The sequence below is a fragment of the Paraburkholderia sp. BR10923 genome (genome assembly GCF_040948765.1).
In the GTDB taxonomy this organism is placed as follows: domain Bacteria; phylum Pseudomonadota; class Gammaproteobacteria; order Burkholderiales; family Burkholderiaceae; genus Paraburkholderia; species Paraburkholderia youngii.
In genome coordinates, this window is sequence record NZ_JBFPKO010000001.1 from 448125 (window position 1) to 468054 (window position 19930).

A 19930-nucleotide genomic window follows, 5' to 3' on the forward strand; every position below is an offset into this window, starting at 1 on the left:
GAGAATATGAACCGAATCATTGCGCTCGTCGTCGCCGTCGTCATCGTGCTGTTCGCGGCATCGTCGATGGTGTTCGTCGTCGATCAACGGCATATGGCCGTGCTGTCCGCGCGCGGCGACGCCGTGCCCACGCTGCTCGGCCCAGGGCTGCACGTGAAGCTGCCGCCGCCGTTGCAAACGGTGACTTTCGTCGACAATCGCATCCAGTCGCTCGACGCACCCGACGAAGATCATTACGTCACGTCGGACAAAACCGATCTGCTGGTCAACCCGGTCGTCAAGTTCCGTGTGACCGATCCGCTGAAGCTGATCGCCGAGACGAAAGGCGATCCGCAGAGCCTGCCCGACCGGCTCGCGCTGCTGTCGCGCGGCGCGCTCGGCGACGCGTTCGGCAAGTTCACACTATCCGACGCGCTCGCGAAACAGCAGGCGGTCGCCGAAGAGGCGCGCGGTGCGATGGACAAGAGCGCGGCATCGCTCGGCGTGTCGGTCGTGGATGTGCAGCTCACGCGCGTCGATTTCCCGGCGGCGGTGGCCGACTCGGTGTTCAAGCGCATGATCGCCGCGCGCCAGCAGGTCGCAGCGGACGAGCGCGCGAAGGGCGCCGCCGAAGCGAACCAGATCCGCGCTGACGCGCTCGCGAAGCAGCAGGCGGTGCTCGCCGACGGCCTCGCCCAGGCCCAAGGCATTCGCGGCGAAGGCGATGCGAAGGCCGCGGAGATCGCCGCCGAAGCGTTCGGCAAGGACCCGCAGTTCTATCAGTTTTATCAAAGCATGCAGGCGTACCGGAAGACCTTCAAACCGGGCGATCTGATCGTGGTCGACTCCAGTAGCGAGTTCTTCCGCTTCATGCGTAGCCCGACCGGCGGCGTCGCCCCGGACGCTTCCGCGCCTGCTGCGCACAAACGCTGATTACCGAAGGCCGCGGCATCCGCATCGCGGCCGCTTCACTCGCATGGACATAGCTGGCTCGTTATTGCTCGCGATCGCGCTGATGCTGATTATCGAGGGGATGTTTCCGTTCGTTTTTCCGAGCGCCTGGCGCGACACGTTCCGTAAAATAGCGGAACGACCGGCGCATCAGATTCGTGTCGGTGGTCTCATCGTGATGTTGCTCGGGCTGGTTCTGCTGTTCATCGCGACCTGAAGCCGGCTTGCTTGTCTGACGAACGCTGCGTGCCGCGGCGTGTTTCACCCGCCCGAGCGAAACGCCGACTGTTCCGGTCAGGCCGCAGCGCGTCGCGCGCGAGCCGCAAAACGCCGCCCGAGCGTCGGTGACAGCCGCCAGAATCAAGCCGCTATACGCCATTCACACTCATTCATCGGCGCTACAAGACGCCGTGTTCAACGCCGTAGGACTGTATCGATGTCGACCTGGTTGCTTCCTGAGAATATCGCCGACGTGCTGCCGTCGGAGGCCCGCAAGATCGAAGAATTGCGGCGTCATTTGCTGGACCGTTTCCGCTCGTACGGCTACGAGATGGTGATGCCGCCGCTGCTCGAATACCTCGAGTCGTTGCTGACGGGCGGTGGGCAGGACCTGAATCTGCGCACTTTCAAGCTCGTCGATCAACTGTCGGGCCGCACGCTCGGTCTGCGCGCCGACATCACGCCGCAGGTCGCGCGTATCGACGCGCATCTGCTGAACCGCCAGGGCGTCACGCGTCTTTGCTACGCGGGCAATGTCGCGCATACGCGGCCGCGCGGCCTGCATGCGACGCGTGAGCAGATCCAGATCGGTGCGGAAATCTACGGCCACGCGGGCCTCGAAGCGGACCTCGAAATCCAGCAGCTGATGCTCGACGCACTGCGTCTCGCCGGCCTCGCGAAGGTGCGTCTGGACCTGTGTCACGCGGGCGTGCTGGCGGCGCTGATCGAAGCCGAGCCGGCCGCCGAGGAACTCGGCCAGGCGCTCTACGACGCACTGGCCGGCAAGGACGTGCCGCGCCTCGTCGAGATGACCGCACAATTCTCGCCGGTGATTCGCGATGCGCTGCGCGCGCTGCCCACTTTGTACGGCGACGCTTCGGTGCTCGAAGAGGCCCGCGCGCGTCTGCCGAATTCGCCGGCGATCGCCCGCGCGCTCGACGACCTCGCGTTCCTCGCCAGCCAGGTCGACGGCGCCGAAGTGATGATCGACCTCGCCGATCTGCGCGGCTACGCGTACCACAGTGGCGTGATGTTCTCCGCTTACGTGGACGGCGTGCCGAACGCGGTGGCGCGCGGCGGCCGTTACGACCACGTCGGCCAGGCCTATGGCCGCGCCCGCGCAGCAACCGGCTTTTCGCTGGATCTGCGTGAAGTCGCGCGAATCTCGCCGATCGAAGCGCGCAGCAGCGCGATCCTCGCGCCGTGGCGGCACGACGAGGCGTTGCGCGTGGCGGTCGCGGCATTGCGTGACGGTGGCGAAGTGGTGATCCAGGCGCTGCCTGGCCACAAGCACGATCTCGATGAATTCGCGTTCGACCGCGTGCTGGTCGAGCGCAATGGCGCATGGGTGGTCGAACCGCGCGCTTGAGCCGCGCGTTCCGATCGACTCCGCCGGGAACAGGTTTCCGGCGCTCGCTACAGGGCGGTGCAACCATCGCCCGAACCGGGCGCGGTCGAGCGACTTTTCGCGGCCGCGCATCCCTCGCAATACTCAACATAACGTGCATACCGTTGAGCGGAAACGGAAAAATTCCGGAAGCTTCCGCGAACCTAGGTAAAATACGTTTTTAACCAGCTTACGAAACAACATGTCTGCCAGCGCAGTGAATGTGAACCCCGGGCGCAACGTCGTCGTCGTGGGTACCCAATGGGGTGATGAGGGCAAGGGCAAGATCGTCGACTGGCTGACGGACCACGCTCAGGGCGTCGTTCGCTTCCAGGGCGGTCACAATGCCGGTCACACGCTTATCATCGGCGGCAAGAAAACCATCTTGCGTCTGATTCCGTCGGGCATCATGCATGCCGGCGTCGCGTGCTATATCGGCAATGGCGTCGTGTTGTCGCCGGAAGCGCTGTTCAAGGAAATCGGCGAACTCGAAGCCGCCGGCATCGACGTCCAGAAGCGTCTGTTCATTTCCGAAGCCACCACGCTGATCCTGCCGTATCACATCGCGATCGACCAGGGCCGCGAAGCGCGCCGCGGCGCGAGCAAGATCGGCACGACCGGCCGCGGCATCGGCCCGGCATATGAAGACAAGGTCGCGCGCCGCGGCCTGCGCGTGCAGGACCTGTTCGACGCGTCAGCCTTCGCCGAGCGCCTGCGCGAAAACCTCGACTACCACAACTTCGTGCTCACGCAGTACCTCGGTGCAGCCGCGGTCGACTTCCAGCAAACGCTCGACACGATGCTGAGCTACGCCGACCGTCTGAAGCCGATGGTCACCGACGTGTCGCGCCGCCTGTACGACGTCAACGCAAACGGCGGCAATCTGCTGTTCGAAGGCGCGCAGGGCACGCTGCTCGACATCGACCACGGCACCTATCCGTTCGTCACGTCGAGCAACTGCGTGGCGGGTGCCGCGACAGCGGGCGCGGGCGTCGGTCCGCAGAAGCTCAACTACATCCTCGGCATCACCAAGGCGTACTGCACGCGTGTTGGTTCGGGCCCGTTCCCGAGCGAACTGTACGATGCGGACAATACCTCGCGTCAAGACCCGATCGGCCTCGAACTCGCCACCGTCGGCAAGGAATTCGGCTCGGTCACCGGCCGTCCGCGCCGCACCGGCTGGCTCGACGTCTCGGCGCTGCGCCGCTCGATCCAGATCAACGGCGTGACGGGTCTGTGCATGACCAAGCTCGACGTGCTCGACGGTCTCGACGAGGTGAAGCTGTGCGTCGGCTATACGGTCGACGGACAGAACGTCGATCTGCTGCCGCGCGGCGCGACGGAAGTCGCGCGCTGCGTACCGGTCTACGAAACCTTCGCGGGCTGGAAGGAAAGCACGGTCGGCATCAAGGAATGGGACAAGCTGCCCGCCAACGCGCGTGCGTACCTGACGCGCGTGCAGGAAGTCGCGGGCATTCCGATCGACATGGTGTCCACCGGTCCGGATCGCGACGAAACGATTCTGCTGCGTCATCCGTTCAAGGTTTAAGTGATGCAAGGTGTACCGATGATCGCGATGAAAGATCCGCGTAACGACGACAAGAACCTGTGGGTCGGCTGGGACGAATATCACCGGCTGATCGAGGTGCTCGCACTTGCCGTGCACGAATCGGGCTGGAAGTTCGACAAGATCTTGTGCCTCGCGCGCGGCGGTCTGCGCGTCGGCGACCAGCTGTCGCGCATCTACGATCTGCCGCTGGCCATTCTCGCAACGAGCTCGTATCGCGAGGCGGCCGGCACGCAGCAGGGCGAACTCGACATCGCGCAATACATCACGATGACGCGCGGCGAACTGCACGGCAACGTGCTGCTCGTCGACGACCTCGTCGATTCGGGTGTCACGCTCGCGCGCGTGCAGCAGCATCTGAAGGAACGCTATCCGGCCATCACTGCGGTGCGCTCAGCGGTGCTGTGGTACAAGGGCTGCTCGAAGGTGAAGCCCGATTATCACGTGCAGTATCTGCCGACCAACCCGTGGATTCATCAGCCGTTCGAGGAGTGGGACACGGTGCGTCCGCATAATCTCGGCGCGTGGATCAAGCGCGGCATTGCCCAGGCCGAGGAGGCGTCGGGCAATTAACGCAAGGCCGCGCGCGGCATCGCGGTGTCACAGAACGGAGCCCAGTCGGGCTCCGTTTTTTATGCGCCCCACACGCTGCGCTGGGACGCCCGCCCCGCGGCAGACGCGTCCATATCGCAGTGCTACACTGCGCGGACATCCACGTGGCGTATCCACAACAAGCCGGGCGGTACCGGATGGGCAGTTTAAAATAGCGGGCGTTTTTTCCGCCCGGGAACGGATTTCCTCGCGTCCATGACAGATAACAACCACGAACACAAACAGCCGCTTCCTTCCCTTGCGATTGCCGCGATCGGAGTGGTGTTCGGCGACATCGGTACGAGTCCGTTGTACTCGCTGAAGGAAGCCTTCAGCCCGTCGCACGGTATCCCGTTGACCGATCAGTCGATCCTGGGCGTGATCTCGCTGCTGTTCTGGGCAATCATGATCGTAGTCGGCGTCAAGTACGTGCTGTTCGTGATGCGCGCCGACAACAACGGCGAGGGCGGCGTCCTCGCGCTGATGGCGCTGGCGTTGCGCTCGGCCGATCAGAAATCGAAAATGGCCGGCCTGCTGATGATGCTCGGCATCTTCGGCGCCTGCATGTTTTACGGCGACGCGGTGATCACGCCAGCGATCTCGGTGATCTCGGCGGTCGAAGGTCTGGAAATCGCCGCGCCGCATCTGTCGCATCTGGTGATTCCGCTGACCATCGTGATCCTGATCGTGCTGTTCTGGATCCAGCGGCACGGCACGGCCACGGTCGGCCGTCTGTTCGGGCCGATCATGATGCTGTGGTTCCTCGTGCTTGCCTTGCTCGGCCTGTGGCACATCATGCAGTCGCCGAACGTGATCCGCGCGCTCAATCCGTACTACGCGTACACCTTCATGGCCGCGCACGTGCTGCAGGCATACGTGGTGCTCGGCTCGGTCGTGCTGGTCCTGACCGGCGCCGAAGCGCTGTACGCGGACATGGGCCACTTCGGCGCGAAGCCGATCCGCATGGCGTGGTACGTGCTCGTGATGCCGTCGCTGGTGCTGAACTACTTCGGCCAGGGCGCGTTGCTGATGCACGACTCGAAGGCGATCGAAAATCCGTTCTTCCTGCTCGCGCCGGACTGGGCGCTGTTGCCGCTCGTCGTGCTGTCGACGGTTGCGACGGTGATCGCGTCGCAGGCGGTGATTTCGGGCGCGTACTCGCTGACGAGCCAGGCGATCCAGCTCGGCTACGTGCCGCGCATGAAGGTCCTGCACACGTCCGAACTCGCGATCGGGCAGATCTATGTGCCGGTCGTGAACTGGATGCTGCTGTTCATCATCCTTTGCATCGTGATCGCGTTCAAGAGCTCCGACAATCTGGCGGCCGCGTACGGTATCGCGGTGACGGCAACGATGGTGATCACGACGATCCTCGCGTGCGTCGTGATGGTGAAGGTGTGGAACTGGAACAAACTGCTCGTCGGACTCATCATCGGCGTGTTCCTCGTGGTCGACCTCGGCTTTTTCGGCGCGAATCTGCTGAAGGTCGAAGAGGGCGGCTGGTTGCCGCTGTGCATCGGCGGCTTGCTGTTCTTCCTGCTGATGACGTGGTTCAAGGGCAGGATGATCGTGAAGGAACGCACGGCCGCCGACGGTATTCCGCTGATGCCGTTCCTGCAAGGCCTGCTCGCGCATCCGCCGCATCGCGTGTCGGGCACCGCGATCTATCTGACCGGCAGCGATTCGCTGGTGCCGGTGAGCCTGCTGCATAACCTGAAGCACAACAAGGTGCTGCACGAGCGCACGATCTTCCTGACCTTCGTCACGCGCGACATTCCGTATGTGAAAGACTCCGATCGCGTGACCGTGAAGGACATGAACGGCGGCCTGTGGCTGGTGAAGGCAGCCTACGGTTTTAATGAAACGCCCGACGTAAAGGCGGTGCTGCTCGACGTCGGCCGCTCGCACGACATGACGTTCGAATTGATGGACACGTCGTTCTTCCTCGCGCGCGAAACGGTGGTGCCGACGCAATTGCCGGGCATGTCGGTGTGGCGCGAACGTGTGTTCGCGTGGATGCATCAGAACGCCGCCAAGCCGACCGACTTCTTCAGCATCCCGGCTAACCGGGTCGTGGAACTGGGGACGAAGATCGAGATTTGACGGCCCGCGCGTGACGTGCGGGAGCGCCAACAAAAAGCCCACGCAATGCGTGGGCTTTTGATTCATGCGCGCGTGCGTGTAAGCGGTTGAGCGCGCGACGCAGTCATATAACGGACCGGTGCACGTCCAACGACGTGCACCGGTCCGATACGCTCACTTCTGCTTGAGCTTGGCAAACGCGGCCGCCATCGCGCCGCCCGGCTCCGGTTCGCGCGAGCGCTGCGGCGCGCCGCGTCCCGCTCCGCCGCGGTTGAGGCCGCCCGAGCCGCTGCGATCCTGCTGCGCACCGCCGCCGCTGCGCGCGGCCGCCGCGCCGGGTTCGTCATCGAGACGCATCGTCAGCGCGATGCGCTGGCGTTTCACGTCGACCTCCAGCACCTTGACCTTGACAATCTGACCGGCCTTCACGACCTCGTGCGGGTCCTTCACGAACTTCGTCGACATCGCCGACACGTGCACGAGACCGTCCTGATGCACGCCGACGTCGATGAATGCGCCGAACGCCGCGACGTTCGTCACGACGCCTTCGAGCACCATGCCCGGGATCAGGTCGCTGACCTTCTCGACACCTTCGCGGAACGTCGCGGTCTTGAATTCGGGACGCGGATCGCGGCCCGGCTTTTCCAGTTCGACCAGGATATCGCGCACGGTCGGCAGACCGAAGCGTTCATCGACGAATTCAGTGGGTGACAGTCCGCGCAACGCGTCCCGATTGCCGAGCACTTCGCCGACCTGCTTGCTGATCTTCGCGAGAATGCGCTGGACGACCGGATAAGCTTCCGGGTGCACCGACGAACGGTCGAGCGGATTCTCGCCGTTGTTGATGCGCAGGAAGCCAGCGGCCTGCTCGAAGGTCTTGTCGCCGAGACGCGGCACCTTACGCAGATGCTCGCGCGACGGGAACGGCCCGTTCGCATCGCGATAGTCGACGATGTTGCGCGCGAGCGTCGCGTTCAAGCCCGAGACCCGCGCGAGCAGCGCGACCGACGCGGTATTCGCATCGACGCCGACCGCGTTCACGCAGTCTTCGACGACCGCGTCGAGCGAGCGCGCGAGTTCGCGCTGGTTCACGTCGTGCTGATACTGGCCGACGCCGATCGCCTTCGGCTCGATCTTCACGAGCTCGGCGAGCGGGTCCTGCAGACGTCGCGCGATCGACACCGCGCCGCGCAGCGACACGTCCATGTCGGGGAATTCCTTCGCCGCGAGTTCGGACGCCGAGTACACGGACGCACCCGCTTCCGACACGACGATCTTCTGAAGCTTTAGCTCCGGGTGACGCGCGATCAGCTCGCTCGCGAGCTTGTCCGTCTCACGCGACGCGGTGCCGTTGCCGATGCTGATCAGCTCGGCCTGCGTTTGCGCGGCAAGGCGCGCGAGCTTCGCGAGCGAGCCGTCCCAGTCGCGGCGCGGCTCGTGCGGGTAGATCGTGTCGGTCGCGAGCACCTTGCCGGTGCGGTCGACCACCGCCACTTTCACGCCGGTGCGCAAGCCCGGATCGAGACCGATCACGGCCTTCGGCCCAGCGGGCGCCGCGAGCAGCAGGTCTTTCAGATTGCGTGCGAACACGCGGATCGCTTCGTGTTCGGCTTCGTCGCGCAGATTGGTCAGCAGCTCGTTTTCCAGGTGCGGCTGCACCTTCACGCGCCAGCACCAGCGGCACACATCGGAGAGCCACTTGTCGGCGGGGCGGTTCTGATTGGCGATGCCGAAGTGCCGCGCGATCAGCGCTTCACCCGGGTGCGGCACCTGCGCGTCGAGCTCTTCGCCGAGACCCAGCTTGATCATCAGCACGCCGGCATTGCGGCCGCGGAACAGCGCGAGCGCGCGATGCGACGGCACCGTGCGGATCGTTTCGGCGTAGTCGTAGTAGTCGCGGAACTTCTCTTCCTCCGCCGTTTCCTTGCCTTCCACGACCTTCGACGACACCACGCCCTGGTTGAACAGATAGTCGCGCAGCTTGCCGAGCAGTTCGGCGGTTTCGCCGAACTGCTCGGAGAGGATGTCACGCGCGCCGTCGAGCGCGGCCTTCACATCGGCGACGCCTTTCTCGGCGTCCACGTACGCCGCGGCTTCGGTTTGCGGATCGAGCAGCGGATCGCCGAGCAGCGCGTCAGCGAGCGGCTGCAAACCGGCTTCACGCGCGATTTGCGCGCGCGTGCGGCGCTTCGGCTTGTACGGCAGATAGAGGTCTTCCAGCACCTGTTTGCTGTCGGCGCCTTCGATCGCGCTACGCAGCTCGACGGTGAGCTTGCCCTGTTCGTCGATGCTCGCAATGATCGCCGCGCGCCGGTCTTCCAGCTCGCGCAGATAGAACAGGCGTTCCTCGAGATTACGCAGTTGCGTATCGTCGAGATTGCCGGTCACTTCCTTGCGGTAACGGGCAATGAACGGAACGGTCGCGCCTTCGTCGAGTAGTTCCACCGCGGCCGCGACCTGGCGCGGCTGGACGGACAGTTCGGTGGCGATGCGCTGGACGATCTTGAGTGCTACGGTTTCCGTCATAAGGTCTTGGTATTTCCTGCGGACTCAGTGATGGGCCGCGCGCGGGCGGCAATTCGGGACAGGCCGGGCGTGCGCCGCGACCAGGTTGCTAGAGCGGGGCATTTTGCCATAAATGCCAAAGGGCTCAACCGCGGGGTGTTAGAATTTCGGGCATGTTCCGTTGACCCTCTACGACGTTGCCAATCTCCTTGTCCCTCAACCGCCTGGTCTCTTCGCTGGCGTCAGGTTCGCTGCCGGGTTCGTCTCGGGGTTCGTCTCAATTGCCGCTGGTTTCGTTGCGCTGGTTCAGTCCGTCGGTCGTAACGGCGGCTGCGTCGTGCGTGATCGCCGCAGCGCTTGCCGCGCCGGTGCCGGCCGCGGCGCAGAGCGCGACACCCGCGCAAGGTGCGGCGCCCGTCGCGGCCTCGGGCCCGCAAGTCGCCGCAACGGCCGGCAGCCCTCAAAGCGCGAGTGATGCAGCCGCGCTGGACAAGTCGTTCGACGAGCGGCAACAGGTGCTCAACCAGCGCACCGACGACAACAACTATCAATTCGCTGTCGCGCAACACAACTGCTACAGCCGCTTCTTCGTCAATCACTGTCTGAATCGTGCGCGCGACGCGATGCGCAGCGTGCAGGCGGACATCCGCAAGGAGCAGCTCGCGCTCGACGCCGAGCAGCGTGCGCAGCGCGCCCGCGAGCGCGACGAACGCACAGCATTACGGCGCGCGCAAAACGAGGCGGAAGCGCCGCAACGCGCCGCCGAAGACGCGCGTAACGAGCAGGCGTATCAGGAAAAGCAGCGTCAGCACGCGCTCGATCAGGCGCAGCGCAACGCCGAGGCGCCGCAGCGCGAAGCCAATGCGCAGGCCTACGAAGAGAAGCAGCGTCAGCACGCGCTCGAGCAGGCGCAGCGCAACGCCGCGGCACCGCAGCACCAGGCCAATGCGCAGGCCTACGAAGAGAAGCAGCGCCAGCACGCGCTCGACCAGGCGCAGCGTGGTGTCACGCCGTCGCAGTCGGCGGCCAATCAGAAGGCCTACGACCAGAAGCAGAGCGACTACCAGCGCAAGCTCGAGGAAGCCCGTCGGCAGGGCGCGCAACAGGCCGTGGAGCGCCAGCAGAAACAGGAGAATTTTGAGCGGAAGCAGGCCGAGGCCGCGCAGCACAAGCTCGATGTCGAAGCGCGTCAAAAGCAGGCTGCCGAAAAGGCCGAGCAGAAGCGTCAGGACCAGTTGAAGCAGCAACAGCTCGAAGAGCAGCAAAAGCAGCAGCAACAGCAACAGCAACAGTAAGCGTGCTGTAGTGGCAGTGCCGTAGAGTGAGCCGTGGCGGTCGTGGCCACGGCCGCCGTAGTCGCCGTAATGCGTTTTGAGCCGGACAGCAACCTCAGGCATCGGACCGCGCGCACGCGGTTGGTGCCGCCGACCAGAGGAGGCGAGCATGCGCGATCGTCATCACGTCATCGACGCAAACACACTTCGCGACCGCATTCTGCAACTGGAATCGGAGCATAGTGGACTCGACCGGTTGATCGACCGGATGTCGGATGAACCCGGCATCGACGACTTTGAGTTGCAGCGCCTGAAAAAGCGCAAACTCAAAGTCAAGGACACCATCATCTTGCTGCAATTGCAGCTCGAACCGGACGCGCGCGCCTGAGTTCGCGGCCTGGCAGGTGCTGGGGCGCGCAGCGCGCGAGCCGGACTTAGCAGGAACGCTTGCCTTGAATTCATCGCATGACACTTCATCCCGGGCCGCGCCGGACAACGCATCTGCTTCGGGCACGCCCTCGCCGCGTGCGGCAGCACCGGTGCCAGGTGTGTCGCTGAGTCGGCGCCGCGCGAGCGAGCTCGACGACATCTTCGCCGACAACGGTCTGCTCGCGCGGCAGATCGACGGTTATCGGCCCCGTGCGTCGCAGATCGAAATGGCGCGCGCGGTTGCCGCGGCGATGGAGGCGTCGGGTCGCGCGATGCCCGAGCCCGTGATGTTCGAGGCGCAGAAGCGCCCGGCACGGCGCCTGCAGCAGACGGGCGCTGAGGCCGCCTCTGAGTCGACCGACAGCAACGCCGAAGCCGACGGTGTCGATGCGGGTGAGAACACGCTGATCGTCGAAGCCGGAACCGGCACCGGCAAGACCTATGCGTACCTCGTGCCGGCCATGCTGTGGGGCGGCAAGGTGATCGTCTCGACCGGCACCAAGCATCTGCAGGATCAGCTGTTCCAGCGCGACATTCCGACCGTGCGCGACGCGCTCGCGGTGCCGGTGTCGGTCGCGATGCTGAAGGGCCGCGCGAACTATCTGTGCCATTACTACCTGCAACGCACCGCGGACAACGGCCGTCTGCCGTCGCGCCAGGAAACCTCGTATCTGCAGGACATCGTGCGCTTCGCGAAGATCACGCGCACCGGCGACAAGGCCGAACTGGCGAGCGTGCCGGAGACCGCGCAAGTGTGGTCGATGGTCACCTCGACGCGCGACAACTGTCTCGGCCAGGAGTGTCCGCACTACAAGGACTGCTTCGTGATGCAGGCGCGCCGCGAAGCGCAGCAGGCCGATATCGTGGTGGTCAACCACCATCTGTTTTTCGCCGACATCATGCTGCGCGATACTGGTATGGCGGAGTTGCTGCCGACTGCGAACACGGTCATCTTCGACGAAGCGCACCAACTGCCCGAAACCGCCACGCTGTTTTTCGGCGAAACGCTATCGACCGCGCAGTTCCTCGAGCTCGCGCGCGATTCGGTGGCCGAGGGGCTCGGTCACGCACGCGATGCGGTTGACTGGGTCAAGCTCGGCGCGACGCTCGAGCGCGCCGCGCGCGACGTGCGGCTCGCATTCAAGGAAGACACGGTGCGTCTGTCGATCGGCCAGTTGCCCGACGATCATCCGCTATTCCCCGCGCTCGACACGCTCGAAGCCGAGCTCGACGCATTGGCCTCGGCGCTGGCGGGGCAGGCCGAGCGAGCCGAATCGCTGGGCGCGTGTCTGCGTCGCGCGCGCGAGCTGCAGGACGTGCTGAGCGGCTGGACCACGCCGCCCACGAGCGCGGAACGCGACGCGGTTGCGACACGCGAAGGCGACGCAGGTGCCGAGCGCACCGATCCGAACGAAAAGGTCCGCTGGATCGAGGTGTTCTCGCACACGGTGCAGTTGCACGAAACGCCGTTGTCGGTCGCGCCGATTTTCGCGAAGCAGCGCGCCGGCGTGCCGCGCGCGTGGATCTTCACATCGGCGACGCTGTCGGTGCGGGGCGACTTCACGCATTACGCGGCGCAGATGGGCTTGAACTCGAAGCGCTCGATGACCTTGCCGAGCCCGTTCGACTATCCGTCGCAAGGGCTTCTGTACGTGCCGCGAAATCTGCCGCAGCCGTCGTCGCCGATGTTCACCGATGCCGTGTTCGATGCGGCATTGCCCGCGATCGAAGCATCGGGTGGCGGCGTCTTCATGCTGTGCACCACGCTACGCGCGGTGGACCGTATCTCGGCGAAGCTGCGCGACGCGATCGAGTCGCGCGGCTGGGACTATCCGCTGCTGGTGCAGGGCGATGCGAGCCGCACCGAACTGCTCGATCGCTTTCGCGCGTACGGCAATGCGATTCTGGTCGGCAGTCAGAGCTTCTGGGAAGGCGTGGACGTGCGCGGCGACGCGCTGTCGCTGGTCGTGATCGACAAGCTGCCGTTTGCGCCGCCAGACGATCCCGTGCTGGCCGCGCGGCTCGACGCACTGACGAAGAAGGGCTTGAGTCCGTTCGCCGTGCATCAGCTGCCGCAAGCCGTGATCACGCTGAAGCAGGGCGCGGGCCGACTGATTCGCGCGGAGACGGATCGTGGCGTGCTGATGATCTGCGATACGCGTCTCGTCGATAAACCGTATGGCCGCCGTATCTGGCAGAGTCTGCCGCCCTTCAAACGCACCCGCGAGATAGAGGTGGTCCGGGAGTTCTTCGAGGAACCGGTCGAACGCGGTTGAATATCTTGATCGGTTGCTGCGTTCGGGTGACGCAGCGACCCAACGACGTGTGCCGCGTGCGCGGTGCATCGCAAACAAAAAAGCCACGAATTTGCATTCGTGGCTTTTTTAATGCTGCTTGCCGGGGGCTGCCGGTTTGAGCAGCCTCCCGCATCGACGTTAGCTGCGACGGGAGCCGTCGCAACGTCGAGCAAGCGCAGCTTACTGGCTTGCGCCTGCAGCCGGCGATGCTGCGACTGCCGGCGATGCTGCTTCAGCCGGGGATGCTGCTTCTGCGGGCGATGCTGCTTCTGCCGGGGATGCTGCGACTGCCGGCGATGCTGCTTCTGCCGGGGACGCGGCAGCAGGCGCGGACGCAGCATCTGACGGAGCAGCGGCTTGTTCGCTCTTATTGCATGCAGCGAGTGCCACAGCTGCCAACAGGGATGCTACGAGGAGGGATTTCTTCATGATCACGTCCTTTTATGGTTTAAAGGTAAGCAACAGCGCAAAATAAAACCGGTAATGTGCTCCAACACCGACCTGGGCCGCTGGTGGAGATGCTCTTTCGAGAGCTGGAATCTTCCCTACGGCTTGGGCGGAAATTATATGCACTTTCGTACTGACAGTCGATAAATCCGGGGTCAATACGTTGTCTTTCTCATACAAAATTTCACTGTACGGTATAGCACGTGGGCAGAGTTACGCAAGCTCGCCCACCTGTATCCAGCCCGCACGATACCACTCGTGTAGCAGGGATGTCACAGATGAATCGTGCGATAGTGTTACAAAGCGTTTCGCACTCATGGACCTCTGATTCGCGAGATCAAACAGCCATCTTTTCGCACCGTTCCACGTCATTTCTTCTCCATTTACGAAGAAAAAACGACGTTCATACAACAGGTTAGTCTTGCGATCGAGCCGTAGACCGGATTTCGATGCGACGCCGATGAAACGGGCTTCGTTGAGCGGCCGTTGCGGCGGATCAAAGACGACACTCGGCTTCGGTTCGCTGAGGTACGTACCGAGGAACGACGCAATGTCCTGCTCATTCCATCGCACTTTAGCAAGCATCGCGCCCACCCGTTCGACGAGCGCCGCGGGCAGTTCGGCCGGCCGCTCGACGGCGGCCTGCCGTGGATCGCTGTAGAGGGTGCCGGCCTTGCGGGTGGCCTCTCCACGCTCGGCCAGGTGGTACAGGAACTGCGCGGTCAGCTCTGTCTCGGACGGGGCGCGAAAACCAATCGAACAGGTCATGCATTCGCCCTCGGCGATGCCATCGTGCGCGATGTGCGGCGGCAGATACAACATGTCGCCGGGCTCGAGCACCCACTCTTCATCGTGCTCGAAATGCTGTAAAACTTTCAACGGCAAGCCAGGCTGCAGTGTCAGGTCTTTTTGCGCGCTAATACGCCAGCGGCGCTTGCCTTTTACTTGCAAAAGAAACACATCGTAGGAATCGAAGTGCGGACCGACGCCGCCGCCATCGGTCGCATACGAAATCATCAGGTCGTCGAGACGCGCGTCCGGCACAAAGCGGAAACGGTCGAGCAACGCGCGGGCGCGATCGTCATGCAGGTCCACGCCCTGCACGAGCAGTGTCCACGCGCGCTGTTTGACGGACGGCAGTTCGTCGGGCGCAAACGGGCCGTGCTCCAGCTGCCATTTGTTGCGGAAGTGCGTGATCAGGCGCGCTTCGACGTCGTCCTGATCGGCCAGCTCGAACAATTCGTCGCGCGACAGCGGCGCTTCGACGTCCGGAATCGCCTGACGGATCAGCAATGGCTTTTTCTGCCAATAGCGGCGCATGAATTGCGAGGGGCTCAGATGGCCGAGCAGTGCGGTCGGAATGTCGGGCGAGGGCGGAAGAATGGGCTGCGTGGCCGGCTTTGCAGCAGACGGCGAATTGCTTGCCGAATGTGCATCGGCCGGGAGATGAGTGGGCCGCCTGGGCATCGTATAATGTGAGTTGTATTCTGGAGAATCGAATGAAAATCGCAAAGAACACCGTCGTGTCGGTCGCGTACAAGCTGTCGGATGCGCAAGGCAATCTGATCGAGGAAAGCGAAGAGCCGATGGTCTATCTTCACGGCGGCTATGATGGCACGTTCCCCAAGATCGAGGAAGAGCTCGACGGCCACGAGGCTGGCTTCGAAACCCAGATCCAGCTCGAACCGCAAGACGCGTTCGGCGAATACGATCCCGAGCTTGTGAAGATCGAGCCGCGCGATCGCTTCCCGGAACCTCTTGAAGTCGGCATGCAGTTCGAAGGCACCCCGGAAGATGGCGACGAGGAAATCGATGCGCTGGTCTACGTGGTGACCGACGTCGCCGAAGACAAGGTCGTGCTCGACGGCAACCATCCGCTCGCCGGCATGGCGCTGCGTTTCGCGTTGACCGTCAAGGACGTGCGTCCGGCAACTGAAGACGAAATCCAGCACGAACACGCGCATGGCGCGGACGGCCTCGAAGTCCTCGACGACGACGAAGACGAGGACGAAGAAGATAACTCAAAACCGACCCTGCACTGAGCTTGCGGGCGTGCGAGGTGTCGTCGCGGGGGCAGGCGGCACCGATGCCGGCAACGCCGGCGAGGCTGGCAGTATCGACCCCGGCGGCATCGAGATCGCGGGCCCGTAGTCGCCGCCGCCCTGGTCGGACGGGATGTGCGGCTGCTGGTCCTGCGACTCTCCAGGTGTCTGCAATACGGGCGGCAATTCTGACCCCGGCCCGAACCCTTCCACATTCGGCATCTCTGGTGCAGCCGGCATCGACGCGCCGGATTCGTCACGCGGCGATACGGGTGGCAAGACCGGCGGCGTGGTGGGCAGCGGCATCTGCTTCGGCACGTCGCGCACGCTGACTCTGAACGGCGGCTTCCAGGCGAAGTCCGCTTCTATCTGAATCCATTGGTTGAGACGATCACGCGGCGCGAGCGCAATGCGCGTGAGGTTCGTCACGACCATCCCCTTGTCGTTGCGTAGCGGCTGATCGATGACGAAAGCACCGGCCTGCCGTTCGTCGTCTGCATGAACGACGACCACGGGTCCGGGGAAAATCTGCGCGAGCTTGACCAGACTGCGCTTGAATTCGAGAAAGCCGTCGCGGCGCGGACTGTGAGCAAAGTGCAGCCAGGCGAACCGTTCGGGTCGCTCATAGCGCTCCGGGTCGAAATCACCCTGAATGAATACGACCATCGCGCGCGCGTCGCGGCGCTTCGCGTATTCGGCCGCGTGCTCCAGCCAGAATGCATTGGCGATCACGCGATCTTCGAACTCGCCGTTGCGGCCGCCCGCGCTCAGGTAGTGATTGTTCGGACCCGGCGCGTTCAAACCGATGAAGACGACGTCGCCGCCTTTGGTATTCGCTTTTTCGTTGACCACCCAGCGCACGTTTTCGCGAAATGGACGGAAGCGCGATACCTCGCTCTCGCGTGTCAACGCGATCGGGTTCTGTCCCATCGAGGTCGGATCGGCGAACAGCGTTTGACGCAACTGGTCGAGCCGTTCGACTGGATCGAAGCCGCCGGCTTCCGCCGTGCCGCAATCGGCCCAGTCGTGCTGGCCGGGGATAAAGAAGAGGGCAGTGCGCGAGCTGTCGAGCAAGGCCTGACGGCGCTCGAACAACGCGTCGCGACAAACTTCCTTCGGGCCCTTCAGATTGCCGTCGTAGACGATGAAGCGCACGTCGCGCTCGCGGCCGATCGCATCGAGCAACCGTTGCGTGGCGGCTTCGTCGGCGGGGCTGTGCATCGTGCCGGAAATCACCGCGAATCCGAAGCGCGAGGCCTCGGCGTGCGCCGGCGCGCCCCAAGCGCACACCATTGCGAGCACGACGATGCCCCCTGCCGGTGCGAGCACGTGACGCAGCGCCGCGCGAATCCCTCGCGGTCGCGGCGGGCGTCTGCGCATGTCAGTGGTCCGCATCCGGCGCGACGGCCAGTTCATGCAGCTCGTACAGCAGATCGAGCGCTTCGCGCGGCCGCAGATCGTTCGGATCAATGACGCGCAGACGCTCGACGAGCGTCTGAATCGCGGGCGACGCAGGCGTTGCGTCGCCCGCCGCCTCGAGGTCGTCGTCCGCATCTTCGGCGAGGATGGCAGGCTGCGTCGCAAACAGATCGAGTTGCGGCGCGGGCTGCGCGGCCGATTGCTGTTCCAGATGCGCGAGATGCTTGCGCGCCGCGCGAATCACCGCGTTGGGTACGCCGGCGAGTTGCGCGACCTGCAGACCGTAGCTCTGATTGGCCGGTCCTTCGTTGACAGCATGCAGGAACACGATGCCGTGCCCATGCTCGACCGCCGACAGATGCACGTTGGCTGCGTGCGGAAACTCCGCGGGCAGTTGCGTCAGCTCGAAATAGTGCGTCGCAAACAGCGTGTAGCAGCCGTTGTGGGATAGCAGGTGACGCGCGATTGCCCACGCGAGCGCGAGGCCGTCGAACGTCGATGTGCCGCGACCGATCTCGTCCATCAGCACGAGGCTTTGCGGCGTCGCGTCGTTGAGGATCGCGGCGGCTTCGGTCATCTCGACCATGAAGGTCGAGCGGCCGCCGGCGAGGTCGTCGGCCGCGCCGATGCGCGTGAAGATACGGTCGATCGGTCCGAAGGCCGCGCGCCGCGCCGGCACGTAGCTGCCAACATATGCGAGCAGCGCGATCAATGCGGTCTGGCGCATGAAAGTCGACTTACCGCCCATGTTCGGACCGGTGATCAACAGCAGCTTGCGCTCGGTCGCGAGCGTGCAGTCGTTGGCGATGAACTGCTCGACCTGCGCCTCGACCACCGGATGCCGCCCCTGCTCGATGTCGATGCCGGCGTTCGCCGAGAACGTCGGCGCAACCCAGTCGAGCGCGCGAGCCCGTTCGCCGAACGCGGCCAGCAGATCGAGTTCGGCAAGCGCGAGCGCGACGCGCTGACAGTCGGGAATGAACGGCAGCAACGCTTGCAGCAACGCGTCGTACAGCGCGCGTTCGCGCGCGAGCGCGCGTTCCTGAGCGGACAGCGCTTTGTCCTCGAAGGTTTTCAGCTCGGGCGTGATGTAGCGCTCGGCGTTCTTCAGCGTCTGCCGACGGCGATAGTCGTCGGGCACCTTGTCGGTCTGGCCGCGCGTGACTTCGATATAGAAGCCATGCACCTTGTTGTACTCGACGCGCAGATTGTTGATGCCGGTGCGTGCGCGTTCGCGTGTTTCGAGATCGATCAGGAACTGTCCGCAGTTCTCCGAAATATCGCGCAGTTCGTCGAGCTCGGCGTCATAGCCACGCGCGATCACGCCGCCATCGCGCACCATCGCGGCCGGCTCCTGCGCGACCGCGAGCTTCAGCAAATCGACGCACGCGTGCGGCGGTTCGAGCGCCGCGTCGATGCGCGCGAGCGAATCCGCGTTCGCTGCCACCGCCGCGAGCTGCGCGCGCAAAGCAGGCAGCGCGATGAAGGTATCGCGCAGGCTCGACAGATCGCGCGGTCGCGCCGACAGCAACGCGAGACGTCCGGTGATCCGTTCGATGTCGGAAATCTGCCGCAATGCGCTGCGCAACGTATCGAGATCGGCGCTTGGCGGTGCGTCGAGCAACGCGCCGATCGCCTGCTGGCGGGTTTGCGCCACCGCCGAATCGCGCGGCGGATGATGCAGCCAGTGACGCAGCAGGCGGCTGCCCATTGTCGTGCAGCAGGTGTCGAGCAGCGAGCACAGCGTTGGCGATTCGGTGCCGCGCAGTGTCTCCGTGAGTTCGAGGTTGCGGCGCGTGGCCGGATCGAGGCCGATGTATTCGGATTCGGATTCGACCTTCAGGCTGCGCACGTGACGCAGCTGCTGGCCTTGCGTAGACGCCGCATACAGCAGCAACGCGCCGGCCGCGCCGCACGCGCAGCCGAGCGAATGCGCGCCGAAGCCGTCGAGGCTCGCGACTTCGAGCTGATCGCACAGGCGCTTCGTGCCCGACGTGATATCGAAGTGCCAGGCCGGCACGCGCTTGAGCGCGCTGGCATTGACAGGCGGTGTCCAGCTGGTCGAGTCGGCGGCGGCATCGGCGACCAGAATTTCCGCGGGACGGATGCGCTCCAGCGCGGCGGCGACCTGATCGGGCACGACTTCGGCGAGCCGCAGCGCACCGCTCGCGAGATTGAGCCATGCGAGACCGACGCTCGTCGCGACGCCGCGGCGATTGTGCGCGACGCACAGCGCGAGCAGATAGACGTCGCTCTTGTCGGACAGCAGCGCGGCGTCGGTCAGCGTGCCGGGCGTGACCACGCGCATGACCTTGCGCTCGACCGGGCCTTTCGAGGTGGCCGGGTCGCCGATCTGTTCGCAGATCGCGACCGATTCGCCGAGCTTCACGAGCTTGGCCAGATATTGTTCGACCGAGTGATGCGGCACGCCGGCCATCTTGATCGGATTGCCTGCCGATGCGCCGCGCTGCGTGAGCGTCAGGTCGAGCAGACGCGCGGCTTTTTCCGCGTCGTCGAAAAAGAGTTCGTAGAAGTCGCCCATCCGGTAGAACACCAGCGTGCCCGGATGCTCCGCCTTGATGCGCAGGTACTGCTGCATCATCGGCGTGTGTTGTGCGACGTCGTTGGCCGCTGCGGTTTGAATGCCCATCCTTCGTGTCTTTTTGCGGTAGATGCTCAGGGCGTGAGTTTAACCCGCCGGCGCGACGAGCGGACCCTGGCCGAACGGACGATGCCCAACC

Annotated in this window: 15 protein-coding genes; 10 read left to right on the plus strand and 5 right to left on the minus strand. The window is 64.3% G+C overall.

Annotation, left to right across the window (positions count from 1 at the left end):
* Positions 1-6 precede the first annotated feature (6 nt).
* From hflC to AB3X94_RS02060, 6 genes are all read left to right on the plus strand, one after another.
* Positions 7-912, plus strand: a complete 906-nt coding sequence (gene hflC, locus AB3X94_RS02035) for a protease modulator HflC (protein ID WP_176108228.1) — start codon at positions 7-9, stop codon at positions 910-912.
* Between the two features lie 43 nt (positions 913-955).
* Entirely contained in the window at positions 956-1147 is a 192-nt protein-coding gene (locus AB3X94_RS02040; protein ID WP_176108229.1) for a DUF2065 domain-containing protein, read from the plus strand.
* 219 nt (positions 1148-1366) lie between these two features.
* Positions 1367-2518 (plus strand): ATP phosphoribosyltransferase regulatory subunit, encoded by a 1152-nt coding sequence (locus tag AB3X94_RS02045; RefSeq protein ID WP_176108230.1) that lies wholly within the window; start codon positions 1367-1369, stop codon positions 2516-2518.
* Between the two features lie 220 nt (positions 2519-2738).
* On the plus strand, positions 2739-4085 hold the full coding sequence (locus AB3X94_RS02050) for an adenylosuccinate synthase (protein ID WP_176108231.1): 1347 nt from the start codon (positions 2739-2741) through the stop codon (positions 4083-4085).
* Between the two features lie 18 nt (positions 4086-4103).
* Complete coding sequence (locus AB3X94_RS02055; protein WP_013089770.1) at positions 4104-4676, plus strand: phosphoribosyltransferase; 573 nt, start codon at positions 4104-4106, stop codon at positions 4674-4676.
* Between the two features lie 234 nt (positions 4677-4910).
* Positions 4911-6797, plus strand: a complete 1887-nt coding sequence (locus tag AB3X94_RS02060; RefSeq protein ID WP_176108232.1) for a potassium transporter Kup — start codon at positions 4911-4913, stop codon at positions 6795-6797.
* Positions 6798-6950: 153 nt separating this feature from the next.
* Here the strand turns inward: AB3X94_RS02060 and AB3X94_RS02065 are convergent, their stop codons facing one another.
* Positions 6951-9302, minus strand: a complete 2352-nt coding sequence (locus AB3X94_RS02065) for a Tex family protein (protein WP_368610678.1) — start codon at positions 9300-9302, stop codon at positions 6951-6953.
* Positions 9303-9562: 260 nt separating this feature from the next.
* Here AB3X94_RS02065 and AB3X94_RS02070 point away from each other — a divergent pair, with 260 nt between their 5' ends.
* The 3 genes from AB3X94_RS02070 to AB3X94_RS02080 all read left to right on the plus strand — a co-directional run bounded on the left by AB3X94_RS02070 (position 9563) and on the right by AB3X94_RS02080 (position 13260).
* Complete coding sequence (locus tag AB3X94_RS02070) at positions 9563-10576, plus strand: hypothetical protein (RefSeq protein ID WP_368610779.1); 1014 nt, start codon at positions 9563-9565, stop codon at positions 10574-10576.
* A 148-nt stretch (positions 10577-10724) separates the two neighbouring features.
* A complete protein-coding gene (locus AB3X94_RS02075; RefSeq protein ID WP_013089766.1) occupies positions 10725-10943 on the plus strand; it encodes a DUF465 domain-containing protein in 219 nt (72 codons plus the stop codon).
* A gap of 64 nt (positions 10944-11007) precedes the next feature.
* Entirely contained in the window at positions 11008-13260 is a 2253-nt protein-coding gene (locus tag AB3X94_RS02080; RefSeq protein WP_176108234.1) for an ATP-dependent DNA helicase, read from the plus strand.
* A 201-nt stretch (positions 13261-13461) separates the two neighbouring features.
* Here the strand turns inward: AB3X94_RS02080 and AB3X94_RS02085 are convergent, their stop codons facing one another.
* Positions 13462-13710, minus strand: a complete 249-nt coding sequence (locus tag AB3X94_RS02085) for a hypothetical protein (RefSeq protein ID WP_035491217.1) — start codon at positions 13708-13710, stop codon at positions 13462-13464.
* 231 nt (positions 13711-13941) lie between these two features.
* Complete coding sequence (locus tag AB3X94_RS02090; RefSeq protein ID WP_176108235.1) at positions 13942-15195, minus strand: cupin domain-containing protein; 1254 nt, start codon at positions 15193-15195, stop codon at positions 13942-13944.
* A gap of 32 nt (positions 15196-15227) precedes the next feature.
* Here AB3X94_RS02090 and AB3X94_RS02095 point away from each other — a divergent pair, with 32 nt between their 5' ends.
* Positions 15228-15770 (plus strand): peptidylprolyl isomerase, encoded by a 543-nt coding sequence (locus AB3X94_RS02095; RefSeq protein ID WP_129959440.1) that lies wholly within the window; start codon positions 15228-15230, stop codon positions 15768-15770.
* On the opposite strand, the gene AB3X94_RS02100 is transcribed toward AB3X94_RS02095, so the two are convergent.
* Both AB3X94_RS02100 and mutS read right to left on the minus strand, forming a co-directional pair.
* A complete protein-coding gene (locus AB3X94_RS02100; RefSeq protein WP_368610780.1) occupies positions 15750-17165 on the minus strand; it encodes a hypothetical protein in 1416 nt (471 codons plus the stop codon). The genes AB3X94_RS02095 and AB3X94_RS02100 overlap by 21 nt on opposite strands.
* Positions 17152-19839 (minus strand): DNA mismatch repair protein MutS, encoded by a 2688-nt coding sequence (gene mutS, locus AB3X94_RS02105; RefSeq protein ID WP_368610679.1) that lies wholly within the window; start codon positions 19837-19839, stop codon positions 17152-17154. The genes AB3X94_RS02100 and mutS overlap by 14 nt, the downstream gene beginning before the upstream one ends.
* Between the last annotated feature and the right edge of the window lie 91 nt (positions 19840-19930).